The sequence below is a fragment of the Martinezella lusitana genome (genome assembly GCF_010668395.1).
GTDB lineage: Bacteria > Pseudomonadota > Alphaproteobacteria > Rhizobiales > Rhizobiaceae > Rhizobium > Rhizobium lusitanum_A.
The window spans coordinates 16,788-39,789 of the sequence record NZ_WUEY01000016.1; the positions used below are offsets into that span (position 1 = coordinate 16,788).

Here is a 23,002-nt window from a genome sequence, read left to right on the forward strand (position 1 = left end):
GGGGTGCCAGGAAGGGTTTGCTACGCTAAGGCCAACCCGCGGCTCCGGCGCGAAGGAGTATTTTCCAGAATCCTGATCGGATCGTTCAAAAACTCCTGTTGAGGCATCGGGAGTGGATGCTTTCCGCCGCATCGCACCATTCTTTTGTTGTTGGACTCGCTACGGAGCTCCAATCTTTCCTCGCAAAACATCGATGGAGGGATTGGAGATGAACCCTGAGAGGGATGATACCCAAGAGCTACCACTGTGGGAAATCCTCATTTATGTCAGCGTAAGTAGCGAGAAGGGGCGCTCTGATCCCCATCGCCGGAGCGCGATGTGAGAAGCTGATAATTTCGCCTACAGGATGCATCGCAGGAGGTTTGAGCGGGATGCATTTGCCGTTATCGGCGGGCAAGCGCAAATTGCCGGCAATGCTCTAGATAGGCCCTGTCATGAATGGAGAGGAGATCGATCACGCTCGACCAGAGCCACGACGGTGCATCCGGCTTTTTCTTACGCGCAGTTCGCAGCTCGCGGACCCAAGCTCGCCATTCCTGCAAATCTATTTGTCGACCATGGGCGCGGCCAACCACACCACCAAGATAGCTAGCCACTGCCTGGATTTCGGCGCCAGACATGCGATCTATTTCTATCTTCATATCCTGCGGCGCGATTTCGCGGACAAATACAGCTTTATTAAGTACATGCGACGCGACCATTCGGTCGCCAAGATTGGGTGAGAGTGATTTCGCGCCAGTCACGACTCTTTCAGCGCAGTCTTGTGGCATTCTCGCGCGGTGCGCGGATGGCGAGGTTGCCGCGATTGCTTCCTTAATGTCGAGTAACGCGACCGGTCCCCTCTTGCCGTCGCGCACAAGGACTGCGCATCGCAGATGACCGAGCGAGCTGCAGCCCTTCACCCAATAGGCGGCATCAAGGACTCTGCGGCGCTTCGGCGTGGGGTTTTCAAAGTCCAGGAGGATTTTGCTCAATTCCTCCCCTTTGCTCATTGCGATAACAGCTGCCCGTTCGGCCCAATGCAGCGACCAGAAGCGGTTGTCCCGGGGCAGGGAAGGGCGTTTTGTCTGAAAATTCTCTTTTGCAAGACCTCGCCACCGCCTGTGAACAGCTTGCTTCAAAAGCTTCCTGATGTCTTTAGGTTGCCGTAGGTGCGGATTATTCGACTCGTCAGTTAGGGATGCCGCCTCATATCCGGCAGCGAGTGCGTCAAGCATCCTTGCCGTGGTGACACCTGGCAAATCGGAATCCCGCGCAAGCGAGGCGAGCGAAAGGCCAAGCCGTATGAGATCGTGTGCCGGATTGCCTATAACCGTCTGATCGAAATCCCTGATCTGAACTGAAACATCGCCATTACAATCAGCAAGAGCACCCAGGTTACCTAGATGACAGTCCCCACAGATCCAAACAGCGGGTCCTTGCGGGATCGACACCGAACTCCGGTCTATCCACTCGTAGAACAGCTTGGTCGTCCCGCGAATATAGGCTTCGGGAGATCGTGCCATCTTCCGGTTTCTCCAGGATTCCAGAAACGAAAGGCGGTCCTCGTCATTCATGGTCTGGCTCCACTCTCGGATCTATCCGCAGTCACCATGGTCCGAAATGTTTATTCTGCTCTCTCGTCGAATATCAACGTGGCCGGCAGATAACGTTGCTGCGTTTCCCTTGCTGGCGGTGATTCGATTGACCGAATTGACACGCGACCGTCCTCAGCCTTCAGAAAAGGCAATGTTCGCTTCATTCAACGCTGCGATGAGCGCCTGACGCGCATCAGGCCATTGACGCTTTCCATCAAAAGCCTCAAGCAGAACGACCTTGGCAGCGGTGAAGGCATAGCCGCTCGAATTCTGTGGCCAATGGCTGAGTAGGAAATCGGTCGCGCCTTCTGTGCTCTCGATGACCATCCGCTCGCCAAGCCGGTTAGTCTTGATAATTACCGGTTGTTTCCACCATTGCATCGCGGTGCTCCTTTTAGAAGAAACGAGCATGTTTCAATTCGGTTCCCGGCTGTCTCTGTGTTGCTCGATTTGAACAATTATCGCCAGGCCCCGACGAGGCCCGCTGATGACTCCAGCATCGAATCGGCCACTGGCACCGGCAAAGAGCAAATGAATACCACATGTTGCTAGTCGCGGCAGCGGTCCGAATGCCAACGTACTCACGGGCCGGATAGGCGCCAATGACTTTGAAGTCCAACGAGTAGTAGCCAGAAGCCACAAGGCCGATCTTGAGACTTCCGTACCTGCCTCCCTGTATTCGGTAAAAGCCGTGGACCGAGAGGTCAGGATCGAGTTGTTGGATCACCCGCAAAACCGTTTTGGCAGCCAGTTAGAAATTTCATTCATTGTGTCGGTGCCAATGCCCCTGGTCCTGACTGTCGAGCATCCGCGCGAGGTCTGAAAATGTGCAGCCCATTCTTAAGGGAACTCCGCCTGCCGTGTATGTGCGAAATAACAGAGCAGATGTTTTGGTCGCAGCAAATCTATTACTCATCAAGTGAAACGAGGACCGAACAAGCCATAGGAACCCGGTGCCGATCCGCCTGGATCCAGCTGATTATCTCGTTCAACTCCCTCCGACCATCACTGACGCGCGGCCGCTTTTTCTTCGGTGTTGGCAGGGCCTGTCGATTTGCTCGCGGCAACGGGACGAAATTGACTGCCACTCCCGCCGACCGTCGAATAGGAACAAAGAAAATAGAGGGAAAAATAACCGGAATGCCTAAGACAGCTGCTCTCGTGTGCCCGTAGTAGATCGGCTGCATAGACATCTACAACGCCCTCTTTGACCAAGCTGAGGCTATTTGGTAACACGACGAATATCACGTACGACCGAATCCTGGAGAGCGCTCTGCTTCTCAACGTTGAAATGATTGATACGCAAGTCTCCGGAGCAGTCGCGATTTTCCAGCCTTCCCGCGAAACGAGGACCTCCTGATAGCGGGAGCCCCCAGCTACGGCTTGCGAAATAGAAATTTACGGCACGTTTGACGTTTCCCGGCAATGGATCGGGGCTGGTCGCAGCAAATGACGCGATGTAATCCACTTGGATGTGATGCTTATCCAGTTCTTCGGCCAAAGAGATAATCGCGTTTGCTCCAAGCGAATGACCAACAAGAGCAATAGGTTGCTTTCCATATTTCTGGCGATCGCCGACAATTTTATCTGAAATCGATCGCCAGGCAGTGAATGCCTCGACACGCGCATCGATGCCATCCGCCTGCAGTTTCCTGCCGATCTCGTCGAGGCCCGTCGAAAAAATATTCGCCAGGCCGCGCAGTAGATAGACTTCCGGCCGTCCTCGCTCACGGTTCCTGCCAATTGCAAGCGTCGATTTTGGATTCGCGCGGGCATCCAGGCTCAGGAATGCGAAAGCAAGTCCAGAAACCAGCAAAGAGCGGCGAGTTGCGGCAGGTTCTCTGACCATCTTCGGCTTTTTCATCGGCTTGGCGACCAAGGTTTTGGAACGATGCGACCGGTATGTCTCGCATAGTCGTCATAGGATGCCCCGAATGCCGCACGCATCATGGCTTCCTCATGGGGAACACGCGAGAAATAGAGAACAGCAACTCCGACCAGGCCAGCCATGCCCGCAATTGCGTTGGGTAAAAGACAGACCTGCGCGATCGCCCATAACCAGAATGAGAGATACATCGGATGCCGGACATACCTATAAAGCCCGTCCGTTATGAGCTTGTGCTCCTGACGAATCTCCAACGTAACCGACCAATTTTTCCCCAGCTGACGATGACTTGCGTAAAACAGGCAGAGAAATGCGACTTCAAAAAATAGACCGATCCAACTGAGCCATGGATGAAAAATATAGTCGGCAAATGCCGGAAAGCCGGTTGCGACAAAAACGATCGGAATGACAGACAGTCCGATCGTCGCCGCTGCCAGAGCCAGTCGATCTCCCTGCGTTTTGGCGTTGCTGGCTACCCTTGTTTTGCGAGACCGCTTCTGATGCGGAACACGAATTGCCACCCATGCGATAAGGCCGATCGCCCATATGATGATTGCGATTTTTGGTGTCATTCCACGTTACTCTTGCACCTCCGCGATCCGCCAACAATAAAGTCCTGTACTCGCGCGTTCAAGTAAATCGGGCCGCAGCAAATCTGAAAGAAATCATACCAATAGGGCCTCGTGTTCGCGAATATGTATTGATAATGCACTCTGAAAAGGTTCCTCTTTATCCGCGCGTAGGTACCGGGCTGGAGCATGTCTTTTATTTTCACCGTTCGAACGATGGGAAAAGAACCATCGACCTGAGACTTCAATCCCATTTCCTCAACCGGGTTGGTCTTATAGAAATTAATCGCGTCGGTCAGGCATTGGATTTCAACCCATCCCAATTGGTCGTTGTTGGCAAGATGCCCCACTGCTTTCCGGAAGTTCTTGCCCGCAGGATGATACCCGGCTTTCAATGCCGTTGATCCCAATGTTAGGAGAACGACCTTGCCGGCGAGGTTGGGAAACAAGCTATCGATTGAAAGACAGCGAGCCGCAGCATCAATCATCAGCATACCGCCAGTGCTGTGCCCGATCAGAACGACCTCGTCATAGGAGCCGGCCCGCACGCGCGCAACGATCTCTTCGGCAAAACGCTGCAGGAGTGCATCAGCGTCAGGGCGCCTGCCGCGGATGAAATCGAGAGAGAACGACCACAAATCCATCAGATGGCTGACCGACCATCGCTTTCCAAGGATCCACAGCATCCCGCCAAACACGAATGCCCCAACCAGCCAACTTGCGTGTCCGAACCATGAGAACGTGACCTTCATTGCCGCGTAGCCGGCAAATAAGAACAACGTAATCATGATAAATGGATAAAGAAAATAAAGGCCAAAGCGCCAGGCACGAGCAAGGAACCTCAGCGCCGCTCCCGAAATGGCAAAGTCGGCAAACGTCCAGAGATAGCGGAGTAATCTGACAGGCAGCGGTCGCGCAAAGTCAGAAAGCACCATTTCATCAAGACACAGAAAGCTGAAATCGGTTGTTGTCGACCAACCGTCCTTCGGTGCATGGGTAGCAATGGTGACCGTTCCTATGGCATTGTCCCCTCCATTCTGAACGGGGGAAACCACAGTTTGATAACCCCAAAGTGTATCGAAACGAGAGATCTCTTTACGCAAGCGATCGAAAAAGGCCGTCGGCGTCTTCGGGTCGTAACCGCCAATGAAGAATACGGCTCGCTTTTGCACCGGCTGATTCATCTGAAAACCGTAATCAGCCTATCCGGCAGCGTCAAGTTCGCACGGTGAAGGGAGGATAACAGCTGACAATCGGGTGAGACTAAAACAGCGATTCTGCTGTCATTTTCTCGCGGCAATGCGACAACGAGCCGATCGTTTGAGTTTTTTGGGATCACCTTCACAAAGGACACCACCGCATTGAACAGCCGATCCGCATCGGCGTTATCGATACGCCTGGTCCTGCCCGCGACGCCTCGGCGCCCGTTCTCGGTGTTCGTGATATCGTGGTGCTGCTCTTCAAAAAATATGGACTTGCCTATAATCAAGCCGGCAATGAACGCATCCCGCTCCTCCGCTGCGGCCAGCTTGCCTGCCTTCTTGTCGACTTCAAACGCTTTGCTGTTGGCCATTCGCCCCCTCAATTAAGCGGTCTCACGTTCGACGTTCGAGATGGCTAGCCGATCTCCGGTGTGAAGACTTCCTACCGATCAGAGGTCGCGTCACGCAGCTCCTTACTCGCCCTCAACACGCGATGTTTCGAATTGTTCCCGGCGTGGTCACTGCGGTGTTAACTCGTCATGAACCATCTTGGGCCTTCGCCATCCATGATCGCGACGCACGCCTACCGACAGGTGCACGTGACGGGCGCGCGCATCAAGACATTCCCCGCCGCCATTGTTGCTTCCGCTTTTGGCTTCCTGCCTGGGAATGACGCCGAATCAAAGCATGCCACCCAACGTACGTAATGGGAGTATCCGTTACGGATAAGGTCTTCTAAGCCCCTTACTGGCCGATCGCACACTTAAAGTGCTAATCGGATGCCCGCGATACGGTGGATTATAAATGCTTTCGGCGCTCTCCCTCGCGCCGGCGCGACCATCGTCAGCAAGGGTGTTTTCGCCTGCCAGGATATCGCGGGAAGGGTGAGAAGCAATCATGTCGGTTGATGAAGCAGCCAGAAAAAGACTGAACAATCTGAGGCTTCGCGCATTGAGTTATGCAACCGAAAAGGAGAACTACTCATGGATTGGAATCGTGTGGAAGGTAACTGGAAGCAGGTTAAGGGTAAGATCAAGGAGCAGTGGGGCAAACTCACGGACGACGATCTGGAAAAGATCGCCGGCAAGAGAGATCAGCTCGAAGGCAAGCTCCAGGAACGATATGGCCTTCAGAAGGATCGAGCAAAATCCGACATCGACGATTGGTATGGCCGCCAGAAGTGGTAATAAATGCGAAGGTCGGCAATGCCGGCCTTTCCTTCACTATGGCGAATATTCGTTAAAGGCGAAAGGTCGAGTATTCATCTATAATAGTCAAGAAATCAGCGGCATACGAGCATGATCGCGTCCAGTGCTTTGTGTATCTCGTGCTCGTCGTGCGTGCAATCAGAAGCTCCGCCTCCTCCAGGCGGGGAGAGAAGATTGCTGGTCACGACCGGTATTTCGCGAGATTCTATGTAGCGAAGCATTGGAGCGCTTCGTGTGCCCGGGCTGCACTGTTGCAGGAACAAAGGAGCGTGGCCGGCGTTCGTCAGATTGCATCCATTAAGCAATCTGACGGTGACATTATGAACGACAAAGCCACCCTAAAGGACCCGCGCAAGCTTTACCCGGGTCCGCCCTTCCCAGACCAGCCGCAACAGGCCCCTGGGCTTGCCCGCAAGATGGATCCCACCCCGGACCATGGCGAGGAGAGCTATCATGGCTCCGGCAAGCTCATGGGCCGCAAGGCTCTTGTGACAGGCGGAGATTCCGGCATCGGCCGGGCCGCGGCGATCGCATTCGCTCGAGAGGGCGCCGACGTCGCGGTTGCCTATCTCCCAGATGAGGAGGCCGATGCCAAGGAGGTGATCGGGCTGATCGAAGCGGAGGGGCGCAAGGCTGTCGGGCTGCCTGGCGACATCAAGGATGAGGCTTGGTGCCGGGAACTGGTCGAAAACGCCGCCGCCGGCCTAGGCGGGCTTGATATCCTGGTCATCAATGCTGGACGCCAGCAATATCGCGAGAAGATCGAGGAGTTGTCGACGGAAGATTTCGACAAGACGATGAAGACCAACCTTTACGCGCTGCACTGGATCGCTCAGGCGGCCGTTCCCCATATGCCGGCCGGATCAGCCGTCATCACGACGGCGTCGATCCAAGCTTACCAGCCATCGCCGATCCTTCTTGACTACGCCACGACAAAGGCCGGAATCGTCGCCTATACCAAGGCGCTTGCCAAGCAGTTGATCGAACGCGGTATCCGCGCCAATGTCGTCGCACCCGGGCCAGTCTGGACAGTGTTGCAGCCAAGTGGTGGCCAACCGGGCGAGAAGGTGAAGAATTTTGGCAAGGACAGTGACTTCGGACGTCCTGGCCAGCCGGTTGAACTGGCGCCAGTCTTCGTCCTGCTAGCGTCGCCAGAAGCCAGCTTCATCAATGGTGAAGTCTATGGTGTCACCGGCGGCAAAGGCGTAGCCTGACCGAAACACCTGCAACCGAGACGACGATGTCACGAGAACCAAGTTTGAGGTGCGTGCCAGCCGGCGTTCTGGCCAATGCCTACTATGAAGCGGGTCCTGTCAGCGGAACTCCGCCCATCCTGCTTCATGGATTTCCCTATGATGCGCATGCTTACGATGAGGTGATATCCAAGCTCGTCGGCTCTGGCTATCGGGTCTTCTGATCATAGGCGAGCTTCCGCTTGGCGAGGACGTCCTGGAGGGCCTTGATCACCACTTCTGTGCCATCTCCCTCTCTGGCGAGACGGTCAATGATCTCGGCGACAAGATCGTCAAGCTGCTGGAAAAGCCACCGCTGGAACCCTCAGAGCTATCGGTTATGGGATATAAAAGGGTTATGTGTCATCCAGTTCAATCCAAACGGGCGCATGGTCGCTGGTGCGCTCCCATGTCCGCGCGAACTTGTCGACGCCAGAGGTCCGCAGCCGCTCACGCAGCGAAGGGCTGAGCAGGAAGTGGTCGATAAGAAGACCAGCATCGCGTGCGAAGGCGTTGCGGAAATATTTCCAGAATGTATAGATCCGCTCTTCCGGATGCAGCAGGCGAATGGCGTCGGTCCATCCCATGGTGATGAATTCGGCATAAGCGGCCCGCACCTCCAAACGGAACAGTGCATCGTCACGCCACCGCTCCGAAGCGTAGACATCGAGATTGGTGGGCATGACGTTAAAGTCGCCGACAAGGGCAACCGGCACCTCAAGTTCGAACAACTCCGCAGCGTAGGCGTTCAGCCGCTCGAACCAGCGGAGCTTGTAATCGAACTTCGGGCCAGGCGCCGGATTGCCGTTTGGAAGGTAAAAACACCCGATCACCATCCCATCGATCGCCGCCTCGATGTAGCGGCTGTTGCTGTCGTCGAGATCGCCGGGAAGACCGCGTCGGGTTTCGCGCGGCTCCTGATCGCGGGCAATGATCGCCACGCCATTCCAGGCTTTTTGACCATGCCAGATCGCCCCGTAGCCGGCGCGCTCTATCTCGCGACGAGGAAACCTCTCGTCCGGCGCCTTTAACTCCTGCAGGCAGACGACATCTGGGTTGGCCACTTTGAGCCACCGCAGTAATACTTCTAGGCTGCCATTGATACCATTGACATTGGTAGGTGGCGAGCTTCATGGGATTTACGTCAGTGCTTGCGGGCGCCCTGACCAGGCTTGGCGTCATCATGGGAGTCGGCCGACTGCAACCGCGAAATGCCTACGCTCTTCGATTTCCCCTCCTTGCCGCGGCAGACGTAGAGCTTGTTTGTACCTCTATCGAGCAGTGCGCGTTTGCTCATGGTAGGAACCTTTTATGGTTCCTTCTTCAGGAAACGCGCATACCCGCCAAAAGATGCATGTAACCAGGACTCTCGGAGCGACTCTCGAAAGGGGCATGGCCAGGACAATGCTACGGTCTATGAGCTTGATTGAGCCGGTAGCCAGGTGATGACAAGGCTTCATAAAGGGGACGATTGAAGCCGGTGTTATGAGCGATGATCAGATCGACCGACCGTATGGCGACAATGCGTTGTTCATCACGTCGCGCATAAGGCGCAGCGCCGCGCCGGCGACCGGGCGAGAAACAGGGCCGGATCTTTATCGTCTTCATTTTTGCCATTCTCCCATCCGTGCGTCAGACCTTGCCCGCGCGGTAGCTTTCTGCAAGATGGCGGCACGCGCGCATCGTGAGCGCCATCACCGTCAGCGTCGTGCCCGCAACCCCGGAACCGGGGAAGGAGGAAGCATCCGTCACGATCAAGTTCGGCGCATCCCAGCACTGGTTATAAGAATTGAGAACGGATTGCGTCGGTACGCCACCCATGCGCGCGCCGCCTGCCTCGTGGATGGCCGCGCCCATGCACATCGTCTTGCGGAACCATGTCCGAAACATGAGCCGGCTGAGGGGATCGGCGTCGGGGAACGCACCGCGGCCGATTTCCTTGAGCCCCAGGGGAGATCCGATGAATTCCAGTTCGCCCCCCACGCCGTGCACCAGCTCGATTAATGTGTCTTCCTGGCGCTTCAGGAGAGACTTTTCCTCCTCGCCTATAACGCAGCGGATATGCGGGACGGCTATTTTCCACGCGTCCTTGCGCTTCGGGTCCAGCGTGATGCGGTTGTCGGCATAGGGAAGCATCCTTCCGAATCCGAAGAAGGAGAGTCGCGAAGGCGCGTCGTCGGCCGCCGGTGCGCGGCCGACCGAGCCCTGATAGTCGAAATCGCCACGCGCCGGCGATCCGGCATCGAAGCGCGGAATGAAAATGCCGCCGGAAGGGTTGTAGAATGGATCGATAGGGGCGGAATCATCCGTCTCCCAACCCTTCTCCTGCGGAAAGGTGCCGGAGGCGAGGCAGGGAAGCTGATCCATGAAATAGCGGCCGAGGGTGCCGGAACTATTGCCGAGCCCTTCCGGATGTCGGATGGAGGCCGAATTGAGCAGCAGGCGCACGCTCTCGATCGGCGATGCCGACAGGACGATAAGGGCCGCCTTTACCGTCTCGACTTTATTGGTGACCCGGTCAATGAACTCCGCGCCGGTCGCAAGGCCCGTGGCATTGTCTGTGGTGACACGGCGAACGACCGCATCGTTGCGAACCGTCAGCCGGCCGGTCGCTAGGGCTGCGCGCAGCGGCCGGAGCATACGCTCCGGATCTGGCGCGATATAGCGCCAGGAAACAACATGGCGATCCGGCCAGCGGGTCTCGACGTCCCGTTTAAAGTGTTCTTCGGCCTTTGTCAGCTTCGCGGGATGTGCATAGACGCCGTCGGGCAAAGTCGCGAGGTCGTCGCGGTTGCCGTAAAGGCCGAGTTCCGTCTCCACCTCGGCATAGTAGGGGGCGAGATCGTCGTAGGACAACGGCCAGTCCACGCCCTTGCCGGTCAGCGATCTGATCCTAAAGTCATCGTCCGTCCAACGCAGCAGTACGCGTCCGAATGTATGGAGACGCCCACCGCTCTGTCGGCCCCTGATCCACAGGAAGGGGGCGTTCTTTGGGGTCGTGTAGGGATTTTTGCGGTCGTTGACGAATAGATGGCTGAACCGCTCGGTGAAGAACGCTGCGCGCGCCTGGATGGGCTGGCCCTTGAGGGTGGCGCGGATACGCTCCCATATGTTGATGCTGCTTGCTGGCTCCTTCTTGCGGAAAGGATCAAAATCCTTGGCCGCCACGGCGGGACCTGCCTCCAGCAGCAGCACAGACAAGCCCTGGGCCGTCAATTCCCTGGCAGCAAGGGAACCGGCAGCACCGGAGCCAATCACCAGCGCATCATAAATCGTCTCTGTCATCGCAATATTCCGTAAATGTTAAGCGACGCCTCAAAGACGCCGGCCATCCGTGCCGAACAGAGAGATCTTAGCGAGGTCGATTCCAAGTTCGATCGTCGCTCCGGGCTCCACTCCCGCATCTCCCATCACACGGTACGAGAAGGCTTTTCCTGCCCAGTCAAACCATACGACGGCATCCGCTCCCATAGGCTCGACCACGGAAACGGTTCCGGGAATAACGGCCATGGCGTTGGATGACGCATTCACAATCAGATGCTCCGGTCGGATGCCGAGGGTGACAGATCCAGGCAAAGCCGTACCCGCGAACGAATAGGCCGAAAGACTGACCTCGACCCCGTTACTTTCAAATACAGGTCTGCTGTTCTTGGTTTCGATCCGCCCCTGGATGAAGTTCATCGCCGGAGCACCGATGAAGCCCGCCACGAAGAGATTCGCCGGCCGATTGTAGATTTCAGAGGGGCTGGCGAGTTGCTGGATGACGCCGTCCTTCATGATGGCGATCCGATCGGCGAGGGTGAGCGCCTCAACCTGATCGTGCGTCACGTAGATCATAGTGTTGCCAAGGCTCTGGTGGAGCTTCTTAATCTCGACACGCAGTTCATTGCGCAGTTTCGCGTCGAGATTGGAGAGCGGTTCGTCGAATAGGAAGACATCCACCTCGCGCACCAGCGCTCTACCGATCGCGACACGCTGGCGCTGTCCACCCGATAGTTCGGAGGGGCGTCGGTCGAGCAGGCTCTCCAGATGCAGCAGCGACGCCGTGCGGGCAATTCGCGCCTCGATCTCAGTCTTGGGCAGGCCGGCGACGCGCAGGCCGAAGGAAAGGTTTCTGCGCACCGTCATCCGCGGGTAAAGCGCGTAGGACTGGAAAACCATGCCGATTCCGCGATCTTTCGGCTCCTCCCAGGTCACGTTCTTGCCCGAGATCCACATCTCGCCGTCGCGGATGTCCTGCAGACCGGCGATCGCATTCAGAAGCGTCGATTTTCCGCAGCCGGATGGGCCGAGAAGCACCAGAAATTCTCGTGGAGCAATGTCGAGGGAGAGCCTTTCGATGACGGTATGGTCACCATAGGCAATTTTGAGGTCTTTTACCGCTACGGCAGGCTGCATGGCGTTATCCTTTGACGGCGCCGGCTGCGACACCGCGCAGGAACCAACGGCCGGAGAAGAAATAGATGGCGAGCGGAACAACGGCGGTCAGGATCGTAGCGGCCATGTTCACGTTATAGGCGCGTTCGCCCATGGTGGTATTGACGATATTGTTGAGCTGGACCGTCATCGGGAGATTGTCCCGTCCGGCGAAAACCAGCCCAATCAAGAAGTCGTTCCAGATGCCCGTGAACTGAAAGATGGATGCAACCATCACCATCGGCACCGACATCGGCAACATGATTTCGATGAAGATCCGCCAGAACCCAGCCCCGTCGACGCGAGCTGCCTTGCACAGCTCTTCGGGGATGGCGACGAAATAATTACGGAACAGCAGCGTAACCAGCGGCAGCCCGAAAATGACATGAACGAGGACCACCCCGGCCACCGAATTGTAGAGGCTCAAATTCGCAAGTAGTCGCACAAGCGGATAGAGGAAGATCTGATAGGGGATAAGGCCGCCTGCCATCAGCAGCCCGAACAGGAAATTCGAGCCTTTCGGCCGCCAGAGTGACAGCGCATAGCCGTTGATCGCACCGATGAAGACGGAAATAATGACGGCGGGCACGGTGATCTTGACCGAGTTCCAGAAGCCAACGCGCACGCCGAGGCATTGCGTGCCCATGCAGGCCCCGGACCATGCTGTCTTCCAGGCGTCGAGGTCGACGGTGCCGGGTAAGGCGAAGATATGGCCCTGGCGGATTTCCTCCATTGACTTCAGCGAGGTCACGAGCATCGTATAAAGCGGCAGCAGGAAGAAGAGCGCTGACAGCAGCAGGAAGGCGTAAAGCCCGATCTGGCCGACCGTTGGCCGTGACGGCCTGGGGCCGCGAGGATGCCGAAGTGCTGTCATCAATGCGCTCCTCTTCTTCGGGCGCGGATGGCAAGCGCATAGCGAAATGGGGCGACGGCCATGACGACGGAAAGCACGAGCACGGTGGCGCCCGCGCTGGCAAGCCCGAGGTTCTGGCGTTCGAACAGATTATCCATGATGAATTTCGCCGGCACCTCGGTCGAGTAGCCGGGGCCGCCGCCGGTCTGCGCCACGATCAGATCATAGGTTTTGATCACGCCCATGGACAGCAGCATGCCCGATGCCGCAAGCGCCGGCCCGAGTTGCGGTAGGATGACTGAAAGGTACATGCGCCAGACCGGTATGCCGTCGATCTGGGCTGCCCTCCATTGTTCCTCGCCGATGCCGCGCATGCCGGAGAGCGCGATCACCATGACGAGCCCGGCGCCCTGCCAGATACCGGCGAAGACAACCGTGTATATCGCCATGTCGCGACTGACGATCCAGTCGAAGACGAAGCTTTGCCAGCCAAGTGCCCTGACCGTGGCCTGGATGCCGAATGTGGGGTTGAGCATCCATTGCCAGATCAGTCCCGTGACCACGAAGGACATGGCATATGGATATAGGAATATGGTCCGGAAGACGCTTTCGAAGCGCACCTTGCGGTCGAGCGCGGCGGCCAGCACAAAGCCCAGGGCAAGGCATCCCACGACATAGAGCACGCCGAAGATCAGCACGTTTTCCAGCGATGCGAGCCATCTCGAATTCCTGAACAGCCTGGCATATTGGGCAAAGCCGACATAGTTGGACGACGGGAAGATCGTCGAATCCGTAAACGACAATCGCACCGACCAGACCATGGTGCCGATGTAGACGAAGATGGCGGCGATCCATGTCGGCAGTAGCGCACAGGTCGCAGCAAGGGAAGGTCTGCGCTTGGCTTGCATGAGCAAACTCTTTCAAAGGGATGGAGGGCGCGGATCGGTGAACCTGTCACCGTCCGGCCCGGGAGGCGGTTCTATTCGAAGATCGCGAAGAATTTCTCGGCGCCAGAGGCGCTATCCTCCGAAGGATTGCTCCAGAACTCGTCGACAAAGTCGTTGAGCGCGCCTGCCTGCTGCGGCGAGAGGATCAGGGCTTGATCCGGTACGATCTTGCCTGCGCTCATCAGTTCCAGACCCTTTTGCGCGCAAATATCGAGCTTCGACTTGTCGACATCAGTGCGCATTGGCACGGAACCCTTTTTCAGTGAGAACTCGACCTGCACCACCGGATCCATGGCGACTTCCGCCAGCAATGCCTGCCCCTTTCGCGATGCCGGATCGGTCATTTTCGGGAAAGAGAAGGAATCGGCGACGTACACCATTCCTGGCGATTGCGGGGCGAGCATGCAGCCATAATCCTTGCCCGGCTGTTTGCCGGCGGCGACGAACTCCCCCTTGGCCCAATCGCCCATGAACTGCACGCCAGCCTTGCCGCTGATGACCATCGCGGTTGCATCGTTCCAGTTGCGTCCCGGCGCACCCTCATCGACATAGGTTCGAAGCTTGCCGAGAATATCGAGCGTCTTCTTCACCCCCACGACGGATGCGTCGCCGTTGTCCTTGTCGACATAGATTTTGAGGAAGCCGTCGATGCCGACCTGCGTCAGCAGGATCATATTGAAGACCTTAGATTCCTGCCAGGACTGGCCGCCCCAGGCGACCGGCTGCACGCCGGCGACCTTGAGCTTGTCGAGCACCGCGAAAAACTCATCCCAGGTCCGAGGCTCCTTGTTCACGCCAGCCCTGGCGAAGGTGTCCTTGGAATAAAAGACCCAGCTCTCGCCATGCGCGTCGGTAGGGGAAAGATAGACCTGGCCGTTGTAGGAGATGAGATCGAGGATCGACTTGGGCAGCACATCCGCCCATTTGCCGGCCTTCGCGGTGTCGTCGATCGGACTCAACAGACCCTGGTTGACGAAATCGGTATTGGCAAGGCCGATCACGGCCTGCTTGGCTGCTGGCGGATCGCCGGCGACGAGCCGGTTTTGGAAGGCGGCGTCGGCGGCGCCGAAGCCTGCGATGGACGAATCCTTCCAGACGCCGCCGCGTTTTTCAAACTCCTGCTTGATGACATCGAGCGCTGCCGCCTCGCTGCCGGACGTCCACGACGTCACGACTTCGGCTTTAGGCTGGTCGTCGGCGTGAGCAGGAGCGGAGGCCGCGCCAAGGGTCGCACCCACCACGAGCAGTTTCATTGCGTTTCTCATCGTTCCACCTCTTCAAGAAGGCCCTCTTTTGCGGGGCCGTTTGTCGTCAGGTCATGAAATCAGCGATAGATCGGCAGCAGCGCCTGCCGGACAAGCGTCAGCCCGTTGGCGATGTCGCCGACCGGATCCGGGGCGGCGTCGAGTTCTAGGATCGCCCAGCCTTCGTAGCCTCGATCACGCAGGAGCCTGATCCAGCCGGGCCAATCAACGCGACCGAGCCCAAAGTCGCAGAAATAGGGACGATGACGATCGTGGATATGCTTATCGATCGGCGTGTCGGCGGGCATCGCCCCGAGCGCGTCCTTCCAATGGGCGATGATGACCCGTTCGTGATGGCGTTCGACGACGTCGAGTGGATCGGATCCGGCAACGATGATGTGGGCCGTATCCGGGCACATGTGGACATATGCGGGGTCCGTCAACAGCATCAGCAGGTCGACATCGCGCGAAGCGGCAAAGATCGAATGCGCCTCGGTATGAAGGGCAAGCCGGACGCCCTTTTTATAGAGGATCGCACCGAGTCGGTTGAGAAAGTCGGCGATCTTCCGTGCCTGTTCGAAATCGAAGAACCGTGCGGGCCACTCACCGGGCGTATGGCGCAGCGGCGCGCCGATGACCATGATGTCGCTGCCGCACGCCGTGAGAAACTCGGCATATTTCTCCGCTTTTCCGATGATGGCGGCCTGGGCCGAGGCTTCGGTGAAATCGCCGGCGGCCTCAAGTTCGGCAAAGAAGCCGCTCGCCAGGGTCAGGCCGCGCTTGCGCAGCTCACCCGCAAATGCCTCGACCGAACCATAGGCTTTCGTCGCCTCCTGCCAGTTGAAGGGAGAGAAGGTGAGTTCGACGCCAGTGACGCCGGAGTGCTGGGCGCTATCGAGTAGCCTGTCCCAGAATGCGCGCAGATCGCTGTGTGCCAGGGCGACGATTGCATCATTATCCGCTACCCCCCAAAAAGCAGGATGAGAAAAAGTGACGAGGTCTACGCCGAAGCGCAGCCGTTCCATAGCGGTCATGTCATCTCCCTTTGGTTCTCGCTCCGAGTGCCCGAAGCGGACCCGCTTCGCGCTTTTGAATAGGTCAAGGATGCGATGGCAATCGTTTGCCATGGCGACATAGTAGCCGAAACGGGCCATGGCGCAAGAAAATTCGGCAATCGTTTGCCAAAATGTTTGAACCAGCTTATTGTCAACTCATCGGAGTGAAAGCGACAAAGCGGAAACATGAAAAATAACAAGGATCTACCGGCTGGCGATCACGCAGGGCCACTGATGGCCGATGTCGCCCGCCTTGCCGGTGTCGCAATATCCACAGTGAGCAGGGCGCTGACGAATCCGGGTCGGGTAAACGAGAAGACGCGCGCCAGGATTCAAGGGGCTGCCATGCAACTCGGCTACACGCCGAATGCCCTAGCCCGGGGGCTTCGGGTCGGCAAGTCGAACAGCGTGATCGTTGTGCTGCCCGGTCCTCTATATTATGGTGCCTCGCAGATCATCCCGCAGGTACTGTCAGGCATTAATGCGGCCCTCGTCGAGGGCGGCTACCATCTCATAATCGCCAATCTCGACCGGGGCGAGCAATCCGAACGCCACGTGCTGGACTTAGCCTTCGGCGGTAGCGTGCAAGGCGTGCTCATCCTCTCCTCCGCGGTTCCCGAAGTGGACGGTCGATCGCTCTCCCAGGCTGCGCTGCCGATCGTATCCCTGCTCCACGATCTGACCGCCTTAGATATACCCAGCGTCGTGACGAACGATCGGGAAGCGGTTCGCGGTGCGACGGCGGAGCTGATCGCCCTGGGGCACAGGAGATTTCAGTATCTGGCGGGCCCGCCCGGCGACTATCACGACGTGGAACGATACGCCGGAGTTCTGGAAGCCCTTCACGATGCGGGACTTGGTGAGGATGCCGTTTTGCGCTCCGGCGGCATTGACTATCGGCATGGCTTCCGAATCGGCGTGGAGGCCGCAGCGGAATATCATGGCCTTGCGACAAAGCCGACAGCGATCATCGCGACCAGCGACGACATGGCCATCTCATTCATGAGCCGTGTCCATCAGGCCGGCTATAAGATACCTACTGACCTTTCGATCGTGTCTTTCGACGGTTCGGCGATCTGTGACTATTGCTGGCCCCCACTATCGTCCATTCTGCAGCCTGTGGAGGAGATGGGAAGAAGAGCCGTCTCCCTGTTAATCGAGCGGATCAATGCGCCGCAATGCGAACATTCGGAGCGTATTATAGTTCCGAGCACGCTTGTCCGCAGGGACAGCCTTGCACCGGTGGCAGGGTCAATGGCGCTTTTCTGAGAGCTCGCAGCGCATCCGCGCCTACAGGCAGGCTTAACGCTTTGCGATTTCGCACCTCGAACTGCTCTTCGCGCACAATTCGTCGGTCGCATCGTGCGGTGAGCAGTTTTTCCGCTCCAATCATCTCAGCGGCGAAGAACACGGTTCCCGGTTGCTGGAGATGGCTACGTCGGCGATTCATGGTGGCCATGAAGTGACCAGACCAGTCGCTGTTGCGGGCAGAACTTGGGGAGTTGATTTGCACCGAGACATGATACCGAGTGATGGATATGGACGGCTGCACACCAGCGACAGCGACCGTTTATTTATTGTTTGTCGTCTCATGGAAGAAAGAGCACCCGCAAATGTACGTTAAGACGATCAGGATGATCTCTTGCTCTCACCGCGCAAGGCGGTAAATGCTCACGATGGCGGCTGCTTCTCCAACGAAATGGGAAAGCATCGGACATTGCTGATCAATCTCGGGGTTTCACAGATATTTAAGGTTGGCGATACCGGAGGCGGATGACGGCAATAGCGGTGAGCGATGAATTCTAATCTGCGACATGCTTGCCCGCACGCCAAGTCCGCGTCCGTTCGTCATCTTCAATGTCTACCGCAATAATGGGCGAATATGAGACTATCGGACTCATCGATTCCACGCCCTGCGGTATCACCAGTCTACTATCGTGCCGTCACCAAGCACCGCCGCAAGCGTATGAATCACCTCCGGCTTGAAGGGGTGCCGAGCGGCAGCGTTCTCATCGATCTCAACGCCGAAGCCCGGCGCGGTCGGTACAGACCAGTAGCTGCCTTCGCGATGAAGTGGAGTTTGGACCACCGCGTCATACCAAGGAACAGCGCCGGACATTTCCTCCTGGATCACGAAATTCGGTGTCGAAACATCGAAATGAAGCGCTGCGACGCCCGCCAACGGCCCGTTTGGATTGTGCGGCGCAACGCCCATGAATGCTGCTTCGGCTGCGGCCGCGATGCGCTTGCCCTCCAGCAGACCGCCGGTATGGTTCAGATCCGGCTGAACGATATGGGCCCCTTTTGACATGAACAGTGGCTCGAATTCCTTGATGCCAACGAGACGCTCCCCCGTCGCTATGGGGCAGCTTGAGCGTTCCGCCACGATCCGCATAGCGTCGGCATCGCCGGGCTGGACGGGTTCCTCGCAGAACATCGGCCTGTAGGGTACGAGCTCATCGATGAACTGCAGCGCCGCGCTGATCGATGCCGGCCGGCCGTGAAAATCCACCATGATCTCGACGCCGTCCCCGACCGCGTCCCGTAGCGTCTCCATCAGAATGGCGACATGGCGGCGGCTCGGAATATCGGCCGTGAAATGGCTATAGGGGATGAAGACGACCTTCAGCGCATCATAGCCGTTCTCGACGACTGCCAGAGCTTTCTCCCGCAGGGCGCCCTTGTCGAAAGTTTCGTAAACCGATCGCATGTCGCCGAGACCCAGGTGAGTATAGACACGGACCTTGTCGCGGACCTTGCCGCCGAGAAGGCGCCAAACCGGCAGACCGACGCTCTTGCCGAAGATGTCCCAAAGAGCATGCTCGATGCCACTGATCGCCGTGGCGCCGATGATGCCGAGACGATAATAGCTATGCTTGTTCATTACCCGCAGGCATTGCTCGATATCGCGGGGATCGCGACCGATCAGGAGAGGTTCTATATCCTCCACAGCACCGACTACCGCTCGGGTCTTCCAGTTGAGGCTCGCCTCTCCCCAGCCATATAGCCCGTCCTGATCAGTCAGGACCTTGACGAAGACCCAGTTGCGCATCTCCGCATTGACCACGAGGGTCTTGATCCCGGTGATCCTGATCTGAACATCGGCAGCGCTGGCCGGAACTTCAAACGATATGGTGGCGGTGTCATTCATCTTGATAACCTCTCCCGGTTCGGCATTCGCACAACGTTCTCCAGCGGCTTGCCGTTGTGCAGCCTGGTTATGTTTCCAGCAATGAAACGATAGCGCCGTTCAAAAATGCCGTCTGTCCATGCAGAGGAGTGGGGTGTGCAGACCACGTTCGGCAATCGATCAAAGTGCATGGAGGAGGGCTTCGCATTCGGGTTCTCGCCGATTGGATAACGATACCACACATCGAGATAGGCGCCGGCGATGCGCCGTGCAAGCAGCGCGTCGTAGAGCGGCCGCTCCTGAACGATCTCGGCCCGCGAGACATTGATGAGCACCGACGAGTTGGGCATCGCTTCGAGCTCGGCCTTGCCGATGATCCCGCGCGTCTCCTCCGTCAGCGGGCATGCGATGACCAGAAAGTCCGATTGCTGAAGCATCTCGTGCAAGCGATCCAGCGGCAGCACGGCATCCGTCGGACCTTCCAGATCGACCGAGCTACGCTGAACCGCAACGATCCTCATTCCAAAGGCGCGCGCCCTCTTTGCGATCGCCTTGCCGATGTGACCCAGACCCAATAGCCCGAGCGTCTTGCCGGCGATCTCTTGGTGGGGTATGCGCTGGCGATAGGCCGTCGCCCAATTGTCGAAGGAGAAGGCCTGGCGCATAGCGTCGAAACCGGTTGCCCAATGGATCATCGCCATCAACACGTATTCGGCGATGGGGATTTCGTGTTCGAAGACGTTGCAGACCCACGCCGTCTCCGGCAGCGAAGTGAAATTGATGCCGTCTAGCCCGGCGCCGGGCACCTGGAGCAGCCGAAACTGCCGCGCGGGCTGGGCCAGATGTGGAATGCGGAGGGATACCACTACATCGACTGTATCTGCCAAGGCTGCGAACGAGACATCGCCATCGGCTGGAAACGGAACAGTCAGAATCTCGCAAGGGATCTCCAGCCAATTGGCGAGTTGGTTCCGGTGGTTGGCAGCTTCGCCGACAAGAAGAATTTTCACTGGTCACCCGTTCCACCGCCGAGAACAGTAAAAAACTGCCCGAACTGCGGCGCTTCCTTCCCATCGTCAAAGTCGAACTGCGAGAACATCTGATCGGACCTCTTGCAAAAAGCGATAACGCCGCTGTACGATTAATGCAAATTGCAGTCTTTAATCGACTAATAAACGAAAGTTATCACAGATGGATTTGCGTCGCCTCGCCTGCTTTGTGGCGCTGGCCGAAGAACTGCATTTTCGCAGGGCGGCGGAGCGCTGCCATTTGACTCAGCCGGCGCTAAGCCAGCAGCTCCGTCATCTTGAAGACGAGCTCGAGGCGCAGCTCGTCTATCGCAACAAGAGGCGCGTCTCGTTGACACCGGCTGGCGAGGTATTCGCCGACGAGGCGCGAAAGATGCTGCATATGTCGAAACAGGCTGCGCAGCTGGTGCGCCGCACTGCCCGCGGCGAATTGGGGCAGTTGTTCGTGGGCTGCACCGCTCCCGGAATGTTTATCGCGCTTCCGGAAATCGTCCGCATGTTTTCGAAGGAATTGCCGGATGTGGGCCTGGTGATTCAAGAAATGACGACGGCCGAGCAGGAGGAGGCGCTTCGGCATGGCCGCATACAGCTCGGCATCATCCATCCGCCGCTGGATGACTCCTCCATCTCCTGTCTGAAGATCGCGGAGGTGGCTTTCAAGTTGGTGATATCAAATCAGAATCCGTTATCGCGGAAACGCAAATTGACGCTCGGCGATCTGGCGTCTGAGAACTTCATCATGTTTCCGCGAAAGGTCGGCCCGCAACTCTACGACCAGATCGTCGCCCTTTGCCAGAATGCCGGCTTCAGCCCTCGCATGATCCACGAGGCCTCGCCGGCGCAATCCATCGTCGCCATGGCGGCAGCGAATTTCGGTGTCGGCTGGATTGCTTCGCGATACCAGCAGTTTGCCCGGCCGGGCATTGTCTATCGGGAGCTTCTCGGGCCTGCTCCGTTCCTGACGCTGGGTATCGCCTACAATGAAGGCGAGACGGCGCCGGCAATCCGGAAATTCCTCGCCGTCGCGACGGAGATCGGCAAGACGATCGTCTAGACCGCCCATGACGAGGGGTCTTTCCCTAAAACGGCTGGCCGGCGCATGATTACCGCTGGCGCGGCCGGTTTCCCCTCAATGCATCCTCGATGATGGATGACACCGCTTCCATCGTCACCGGGCCGGGATTAAGACCGTTATCCGTTTCGACCGTAATTCGCGCGATATCCGATACATCGGCCGGCCGGATACCGACCTCGGCAAGGGATGTCGGTAGGCAGAGTTCAATAAGAAGTTCGAAGATAGCATTGCCGACATCCGGAACCGCCATGGCCATCGCGAGTGTTTCCATCTTCGCCGGGGCGAAGCGAGCGTTATATGCCGCGATATGTGGAAGGATGATCGCGTGTGATAGGCCATGCGCCACGCCGAAGGATCCGCCGAGCGTATGCGCAAGGCCATGCTGCAGGGCAAAGCCACCGGTCAGCGCAGCCCCCGAGAGATAGGCGCCATAGAGCATCTGCGATCGGCCGACGATATCGTGCGGATTGGTGACGACATTGCGGATCGCATTGACCACGACCCTTGCCCCTTCGGCCGCCGCAAGGGCGATGATCGGATCAACCGTCGGGACATAGATCGCATCGATGCAGTGGGCGAGCGCGTTCATGGCGCTGGAGGCGCTGGTCGCAATCGGCAGCGACAAGGTAAGTTCGGGATCGTAGATGATCGTCGCGGCGAGCATATTGAGGCTGGTGTGCATTCTCTTCACGCCATCGATCGTGATGCCGCAGAATCCAGTAACTTCCGAGCCCGAGTAGGTCGTCGGTACGTCGATGATCGGCAATGCAAGTTCGAGCGCAATCGCCTTTGCCAGGCCAATGGAAGCCCCGCCGCCGATGGCGACCAGACAATCCGCATCAACCTCGCGAGCGCGCTGCCTGCCCTGCCGAGCCATTTCGATCGGCACCTGCGAAATCGCCTCCGGCAGGATGGCTGCCAGCATCGGGCCGAGGTGATCGGCTATCCGCTGCCCCATAGCCTGGCGGCCGGGCGTAGACACGACCAGCGCCCGTCGCCCCCCCAAACGCGTGACCTCGGCGGCGATGCCGCGGATGGTGCCGGCGCCGAAAACGATGCGCGGCGGTCGAACATTGTAGACGTCGCCGGGAGTGGAAAAAGTGATTGTCGATCGTTCGACGAGATTCATCATGGTGCCTGCGTCCGCTGTAACTTGCATTTCGAGATATGCATCCATTTAAAGTATTACAATAATATCTTTCGTATTTTATAGTATAAATTCTGAAGCCGATCGAGGTATATAAGCTATAGTTCGCGATGTACATTCAACCTCGTCGAATGCTACAATCGATGAGAAAGCGATGTCCATTTATTATTACTGATTGTATGATTTGTTTTCCTTATCACCGGCGCTCCAGTGTCTCTTCAGCCCGCAGCGGCCGCGCAGCTTCAGGCTTCAACGGTCAGCAACGCCGAGTCTGACACCAAAGCACCATATAACTTCGCGAAATCAGTTATTTCGTCGGATGGGTGAGTGGAAAATACATCACATTAGTGACCGGGGATGCAGGAATATTCGATTGATGGCTCATAAAAGGCGCTTATCACCCAATCATCAAGTTCGATTGGAAATAATCATTG

Annotated in this window: 21 protein-coding genes and 1 pseudogene; 4 read left to right on the forward strand and 18 right to left on the reverse strand. The window is 57.5% G+C overall.

Translation table 11 applies throughout. The features are described from left to right. Positions 1 to 383: 383 nt before the first annotated feature. The 6 genes from GR212_RS26470 to GR212_RS26495 all read right to left on the reverse strand — a co-directional run bounded on the left by GR212_RS26470 (position 384) and on the right by GR212_RS26495 (position 5,604). Positions 384 to 1,556, reverse strand: a complete 1,173-nt coding sequence (locus GR212_RS26470) for a DUF2252 family protein (RefSeq protein ID WP_163991157.1) — start codon at positions 1,554 to 1,556, stop codon at positions 384 to 386. Positions 1,557 to 1,709: 153 nt separating this feature from the next. Next, positions 1,710 to 1,958 (reverse strand): DUF982 domain-containing protein, encoded by a 249-nt coding sequence (locus tag GR212_RS26475; protein ID WP_163991159.1) that lies wholly within the window; start codon positions 1,956 to 1,958, stop codon positions 1,710 to 1,712. 841 nt (positions 1,959 to 2,799) lie between these two features. Next, entirely contained in the window at positions 2,800 to 3,441 is a 642-nt protein-coding gene (locus GR212_RS26480) for a lipase (RefSeq protein ID WP_246725969.1), read from the reverse strand. Next, a complete protein-coding gene (locus tag GR212_RS26485) occupies positions 3,438 to 4,034 on the reverse strand; it encodes a protein-S-isoprenylcysteine O-methyltransferase (protein ID WP_163991161.1) in 597 nt (198 codons plus the stop codon). Before GR212_RS26485 ends, GR212_RS26480 begins: the two co-directional genes overlap by 4 nt. Then, the gene (locus tag GR212_RS26490; RefSeq protein WP_163991163.1) at positions 4,031 to 5,215 is read right to left on the reverse strand and encodes an alpha/beta fold hydrolase; all 1,185 of its coding nucleotides are present in this window, start codon (positions 5,213 to 5,215) and stop codon (positions 4,031 to 4,033) included. The genes GR212_RS26485 and GR212_RS26490 overlap by 4 nt, the downstream gene beginning before the upstream one ends. Further along, positions 5,212 to 5,604 (reverse strand): hypothetical protein, encoded by a 393-nt coding sequence (locus tag GR212_RS26495; RefSeq protein ID WP_163991164.1) that lies wholly within the window; start codon positions 5,602 to 5,604, stop codon positions 5,212 to 5,214. The genes GR212_RS26490 and GR212_RS26495 overlap by 4 nt, the downstream gene beginning before the upstream one ends. A gap of 612 nt (positions 5,605 to 6,216) precedes the next feature. Between GR212_RS26495 and GR212_RS26500 the strand changes: the two genes are divergently transcribed. Beyond that, the gene (locus tag GR212_RS26500) at positions 6,217 to 6,420 is read left to right on the forward strand and encodes a CsbD family protein (RefSeq protein WP_163991165.1); all 204 of its coding nucleotides are present in this window, start codon (positions 6,217 to 6,219) and stop codon (positions 6,418 to 6,420) included. A gap of 341 nt (positions 6,421 to 6,761) precedes the next feature. Then, positions 6,762 to 7,655 (forward strand): SDR family oxidoreductase, encoded by an 894-nt coding sequence (locus tag GR212_RS26505; RefSeq protein ID WP_163991166.1) that lies wholly within the window; start codon positions 6,762 to 6,764, stop codon positions 7,653 to 7,655. 374 nt (positions 7,656 to 8,029) lie between these two features. On the opposite strand, the pseudogene xth reads toward GR212_RS26505, so the two are convergent. The 9 genes and pseudogenes from xth to GR212_RS26545 all read right to left on the reverse strand — a co-directional run bounded on the left by xth (position 8,030) and on the right by GR212_RS26545 (position 16,167). Next, positions 8,030 to 8,807, reverse strand: a pseudogene (gene xth, locus GR212_RS26510) (exodeoxyribonuclease III). Positions 8,808 to 8,817: 10 nt separating this feature from the next. Continuing rightward, complete coding sequence (locus GR212_RS36930) at positions 8,818 to 8,970, reverse strand: hypothetical protein (RefSeq protein WP_204326774.1); 153 nt, start codon at positions 8,968 to 8,970, stop codon at positions 8,818 to 8,820. Between the two features lie 110 nt (positions 8,971 to 9,080). Further along, on the reverse strand, positions 9,081 to 9,290 hold the full coding sequence (locus tag GR212_RS26515) for a hypothetical protein (protein ID WP_163991167.1): 210 nt from the start codon (positions 9,288 to 9,290) through the stop codon (positions 9,081 to 9,083). Between the two features lie 15 nt (positions 9,291 to 9,305). Further along, positions 9,306 to 10,958, reverse strand: a complete 1,653-nt coding sequence (locus tag GR212_RS26520) for a GMC oxidoreductase (RefSeq protein ID WP_163991168.1) — start codon at positions 10,956 to 10,958, stop codon at positions 9,306 to 9,308. Positions 10,959 to 10,988: 30 nt separating this feature from the next. Further along, positions 10,989 to 12,071, reverse strand: a complete 1,083-nt coding sequence (locus tag GR212_RS26525) for an ABC transporter ATP-binding protein (protein WP_163991169.1) — start codon at positions 12,069 to 12,071, stop codon at positions 10,989 to 10,991. 4 nt (positions 12,072 to 12,075) lie between these two features. Next, the gene (locus tag GR212_RS26530; protein WP_163991170.1) at positions 12,076 to 12,963 is read right to left on the reverse strand and encodes a carbohydrate ABC transporter permease; all 888 of its coding nucleotides are present in this window, start codon (positions 12,961 to 12,963) and stop codon (positions 12,076 to 12,078) included. Then, complete coding sequence (locus tag GR212_RS26535; RefSeq protein WP_163991171.1) at positions 12,963 to 13,850, reverse strand: carbohydrate ABC transporter permease; 888 nt, start codon at positions 13,848 to 13,850, stop codon at positions 12,963 to 12,965. Before GR212_RS26535 ends, GR212_RS26530 begins: the two co-directional genes overlap by 1 nt. Positions 13,851 to 13,921: 71 nt before the next feature. Beyond that, positions 13,922 to 15,154 carry an ABC transporter substrate-binding protein gene (locus GR212_RS26540; protein WP_163991172.1) on the reverse strand — a complete coding sequence of 411 codons (1,233 nt, stop codon included), beginning with the start codon at positions 15,152 to 15,154 and terminating at the stop codon, positions 13,922 to 13,924. Positions 15,155 to 15,213: 59 nt separating this feature from the next. Then, positions 15,214 to 16,167, reverse strand: coding sequence for a sugar phosphate isomerase/epimerase family protein (locus GR212_RS26545; protein WP_163991174.1), 954 nt, complete (start codon positions 16,165 to 16,167; stop codon positions 15,214 to 15,216). 207 nt (positions 16,168 to 16,374) lie between these two features. Between GR212_RS26545 and GR212_RS26550 the strand changes: the two genes are divergently transcribed. Then, positions 16,375 to 17,457, forward strand: coding sequence for a LacI family DNA-binding transcriptional regulator (locus GR212_RS26550; RefSeq protein WP_163991176.1), 1,083 nt, complete (start codon positions 16,375 to 16,377; stop codon positions 17,455 to 17,457). Positions 17,458 to 18,109: 652 nt separating this feature from the next. Here the strand turns inward: GR212_RS26550 and GR212_RS26555 are convergent. Both GR212_RS26555 and GR212_RS26560 read right to left on the reverse strand, forming a co-directional pair. Continuing rightward, complete coding sequence (locus GR212_RS26555) at positions 18,110 to 19,339, reverse strand: enolase C-terminal domain-like protein (protein WP_204326775.1); 1,230 nt, start codon at positions 19,337 to 19,339, stop codon at positions 18,110 to 18,112. After that, a complete protein-coding gene (locus tag GR212_RS26560; RefSeq protein WP_163991178.1) occupies positions 19,336 to 20,328 on the reverse strand; it encodes an NAD(P)-dependent oxidoreductase in 993 nt (330 codons plus the stop codon). The genes GR212_RS26555 and GR212_RS26560 overlap by 4 nt, the downstream gene beginning before the upstream one ends. Before the next feature lie 181 nt (positions 20,329 to 20,509). Here GR212_RS26560 and GR212_RS26565 point away from each other — a divergent pair, with 181 nt between their 5' ends. Further along, entirely contained in the window at positions 20,510 to 21,400 is an 891-nt protein-coding gene (locus tag GR212_RS26565) for a LysR family transcriptional regulator (RefSeq protein WP_163991179.1), read from the forward strand. A 49-nt stretch (positions 21,401 to 21,449) separates the two neighbouring features. Here the strand turns inward: GR212_RS26565 and GR212_RS26570 are convergent, their stop codons facing one another. Beyond that, positions 21,450 to 22,553, reverse strand: a complete 1,104-nt coding sequence (locus tag GR212_RS26570) for a maleylacetate reductase (RefSeq protein ID WP_163991181.1) — start codon at positions 22,551 to 22,553, stop codon at positions 21,450 to 21,452. Positions 22,554 to 23,002 lie beyond the last annotated feature (449 nt).

What these genes read in the sequence shown, in the direction of transcription:
- GR212_RS26470 (WP_163991157.1), bottom strand. Translation starts at nt 1,556, where the DNA reads ATGAATGACGAGGACCGCCTTTCGTTTCTGGAATCCTGGAGAAACCGG.
- GR212_RS26475 (WP_163991159.1), bottom strand. Translation starts at nt 1,958, where the DNA reads ATGCAATGGTGGAAACAACCGGTAATTATCAAGACTAACCGGCTTGGC.
- GR212_RS26480 (WP_246725969.1), bottom strand. Translation starts at nt 3,441, where the DNA reads ATGAAAAAGCCGAAGATGGTCAGAGAACCTGCCGCAACTCGCCGCTCT.
- GR212_RS26485 (WP_163991161.1), bottom strand. Translation starts at nt 4,034, where the DNA reads ATGACACCAAAAATCGCAATCATCATATGGGCGATCGGCCTTATCGCA.
- GR212_RS26490 (WP_163991163.1), bottom strand. Translation starts at nt 5,215, where the DNA reads ATGAATCAGCCGGTGCAAAAGCGAGCCGTATTCTTCATTGGCGGTTAC.
- GR212_RS26495 (WP_163991164.1), bottom strand. Translation starts at nt 5,604, where the DNA reads ATGGCCAACAGCAAAGCGTTTGAAGTCGACAAGAAGGCAGGCAAGCTG.
- GR212_RS26500 (WP_163991165.1), top strand. Translation starts at nt 6,217, where the DNA reads ATGGATTGGAATCGTGTGGAAGGTAACTGGAAGCAGGTTAAGGGTAAG.
- GR212_RS26505 (WP_163991166.1), top strand. Translation starts at nt 6,762, where the DNA reads ATGAACGACAAAGCCACCCTAAAGGACCCGCGCAAGCTTTACCCGGGT.
- GR212_RS36930 (WP_204326774.1), bottom strand. Translation starts at nt 8,970, where the DNA reads ATGAGCAAACGCGCACTGCTCGATAGAGGTACAAACAAGCTCTACGTC.
- GR212_RS26515 (WP_163991167.1), bottom strand. Translation starts at nt 9,290, where the DNA reads ATGGCAAAAATGAAGACGATAAAGATCCGGCCCTGTTTCTCGCCCGGT.
- GR212_RS26520 (WP_163991168.1), bottom strand. Translation starts at nt 10,958, where the DNA reads ATGACAGAGACGATTTATGATGCGCTGGTGATTGGCTCCGGTGCTGCC.
- GR212_RS26525 (WP_163991169.1), bottom strand. Translation starts at nt 12,071, where the DNA reads ATGCAGCCTGCCGTAGCGGTAAAAGACCTCAAAATTGCCTATGGTGAC.
- GR212_RS26530 (WP_163991170.1), bottom strand. Translation starts at nt 12,963, where the DNA reads ATGACAGCACTTCGGCATCCTCGCGGCCCCAGGCCGTCACGGCCAACG.
- GR212_RS26535 (WP_163991171.1), bottom strand. Translation starts at nt 13,850, where the DNA reads ATGCAAGCCAAGCGCAGACCTTCCCTTGCTGCGACCTGTGCGCTACTG.
- GR212_RS26540 (WP_163991172.1), bottom strand. Translation starts at nt 15,154, where the DNA reads ATGAGAAACGCAATGAAACTGCTCGTGGTGGGTGCGACCCTTGGCGCG.
- GR212_RS26545 (WP_163991174.1), bottom strand. Translation starts at nt 16,167, where the DNA reads ATGACCGCTATGGAACGGCTGCGCTTCGGCGTAGACCTCGTCACTTTT.
- GR212_RS26550 (WP_163991176.1), top strand. Translation starts at nt 16,375, where the DNA reads ATGAAAAATAACAAGGATCTACCGGCTGGCGATCACGCAGGGCCACTG.
- GR212_RS26555 (WP_204326775.1), bottom strand. Translation starts at nt 19,339, where the DNA reads ATGAATGACACCGCCACCATATCGTTTGAAGTTCCGGCCAGCGCTGCC.
- GR212_RS26565 (WP_163991179.1), top strand. Translation starts at nt 20,510, where the DNA reads ATGGATTTGCGTCGCCTCGCCTGCTTTGTGGCGCTGGCCGAAGAACTG.
- GR212_RS26570 (WP_163991181.1), bottom strand. Translation starts at nt 22,553, where the DNA reads ATGATGAATCTCGTCGAACGATCGACAATCACTTTTTCCACTCCCGGC.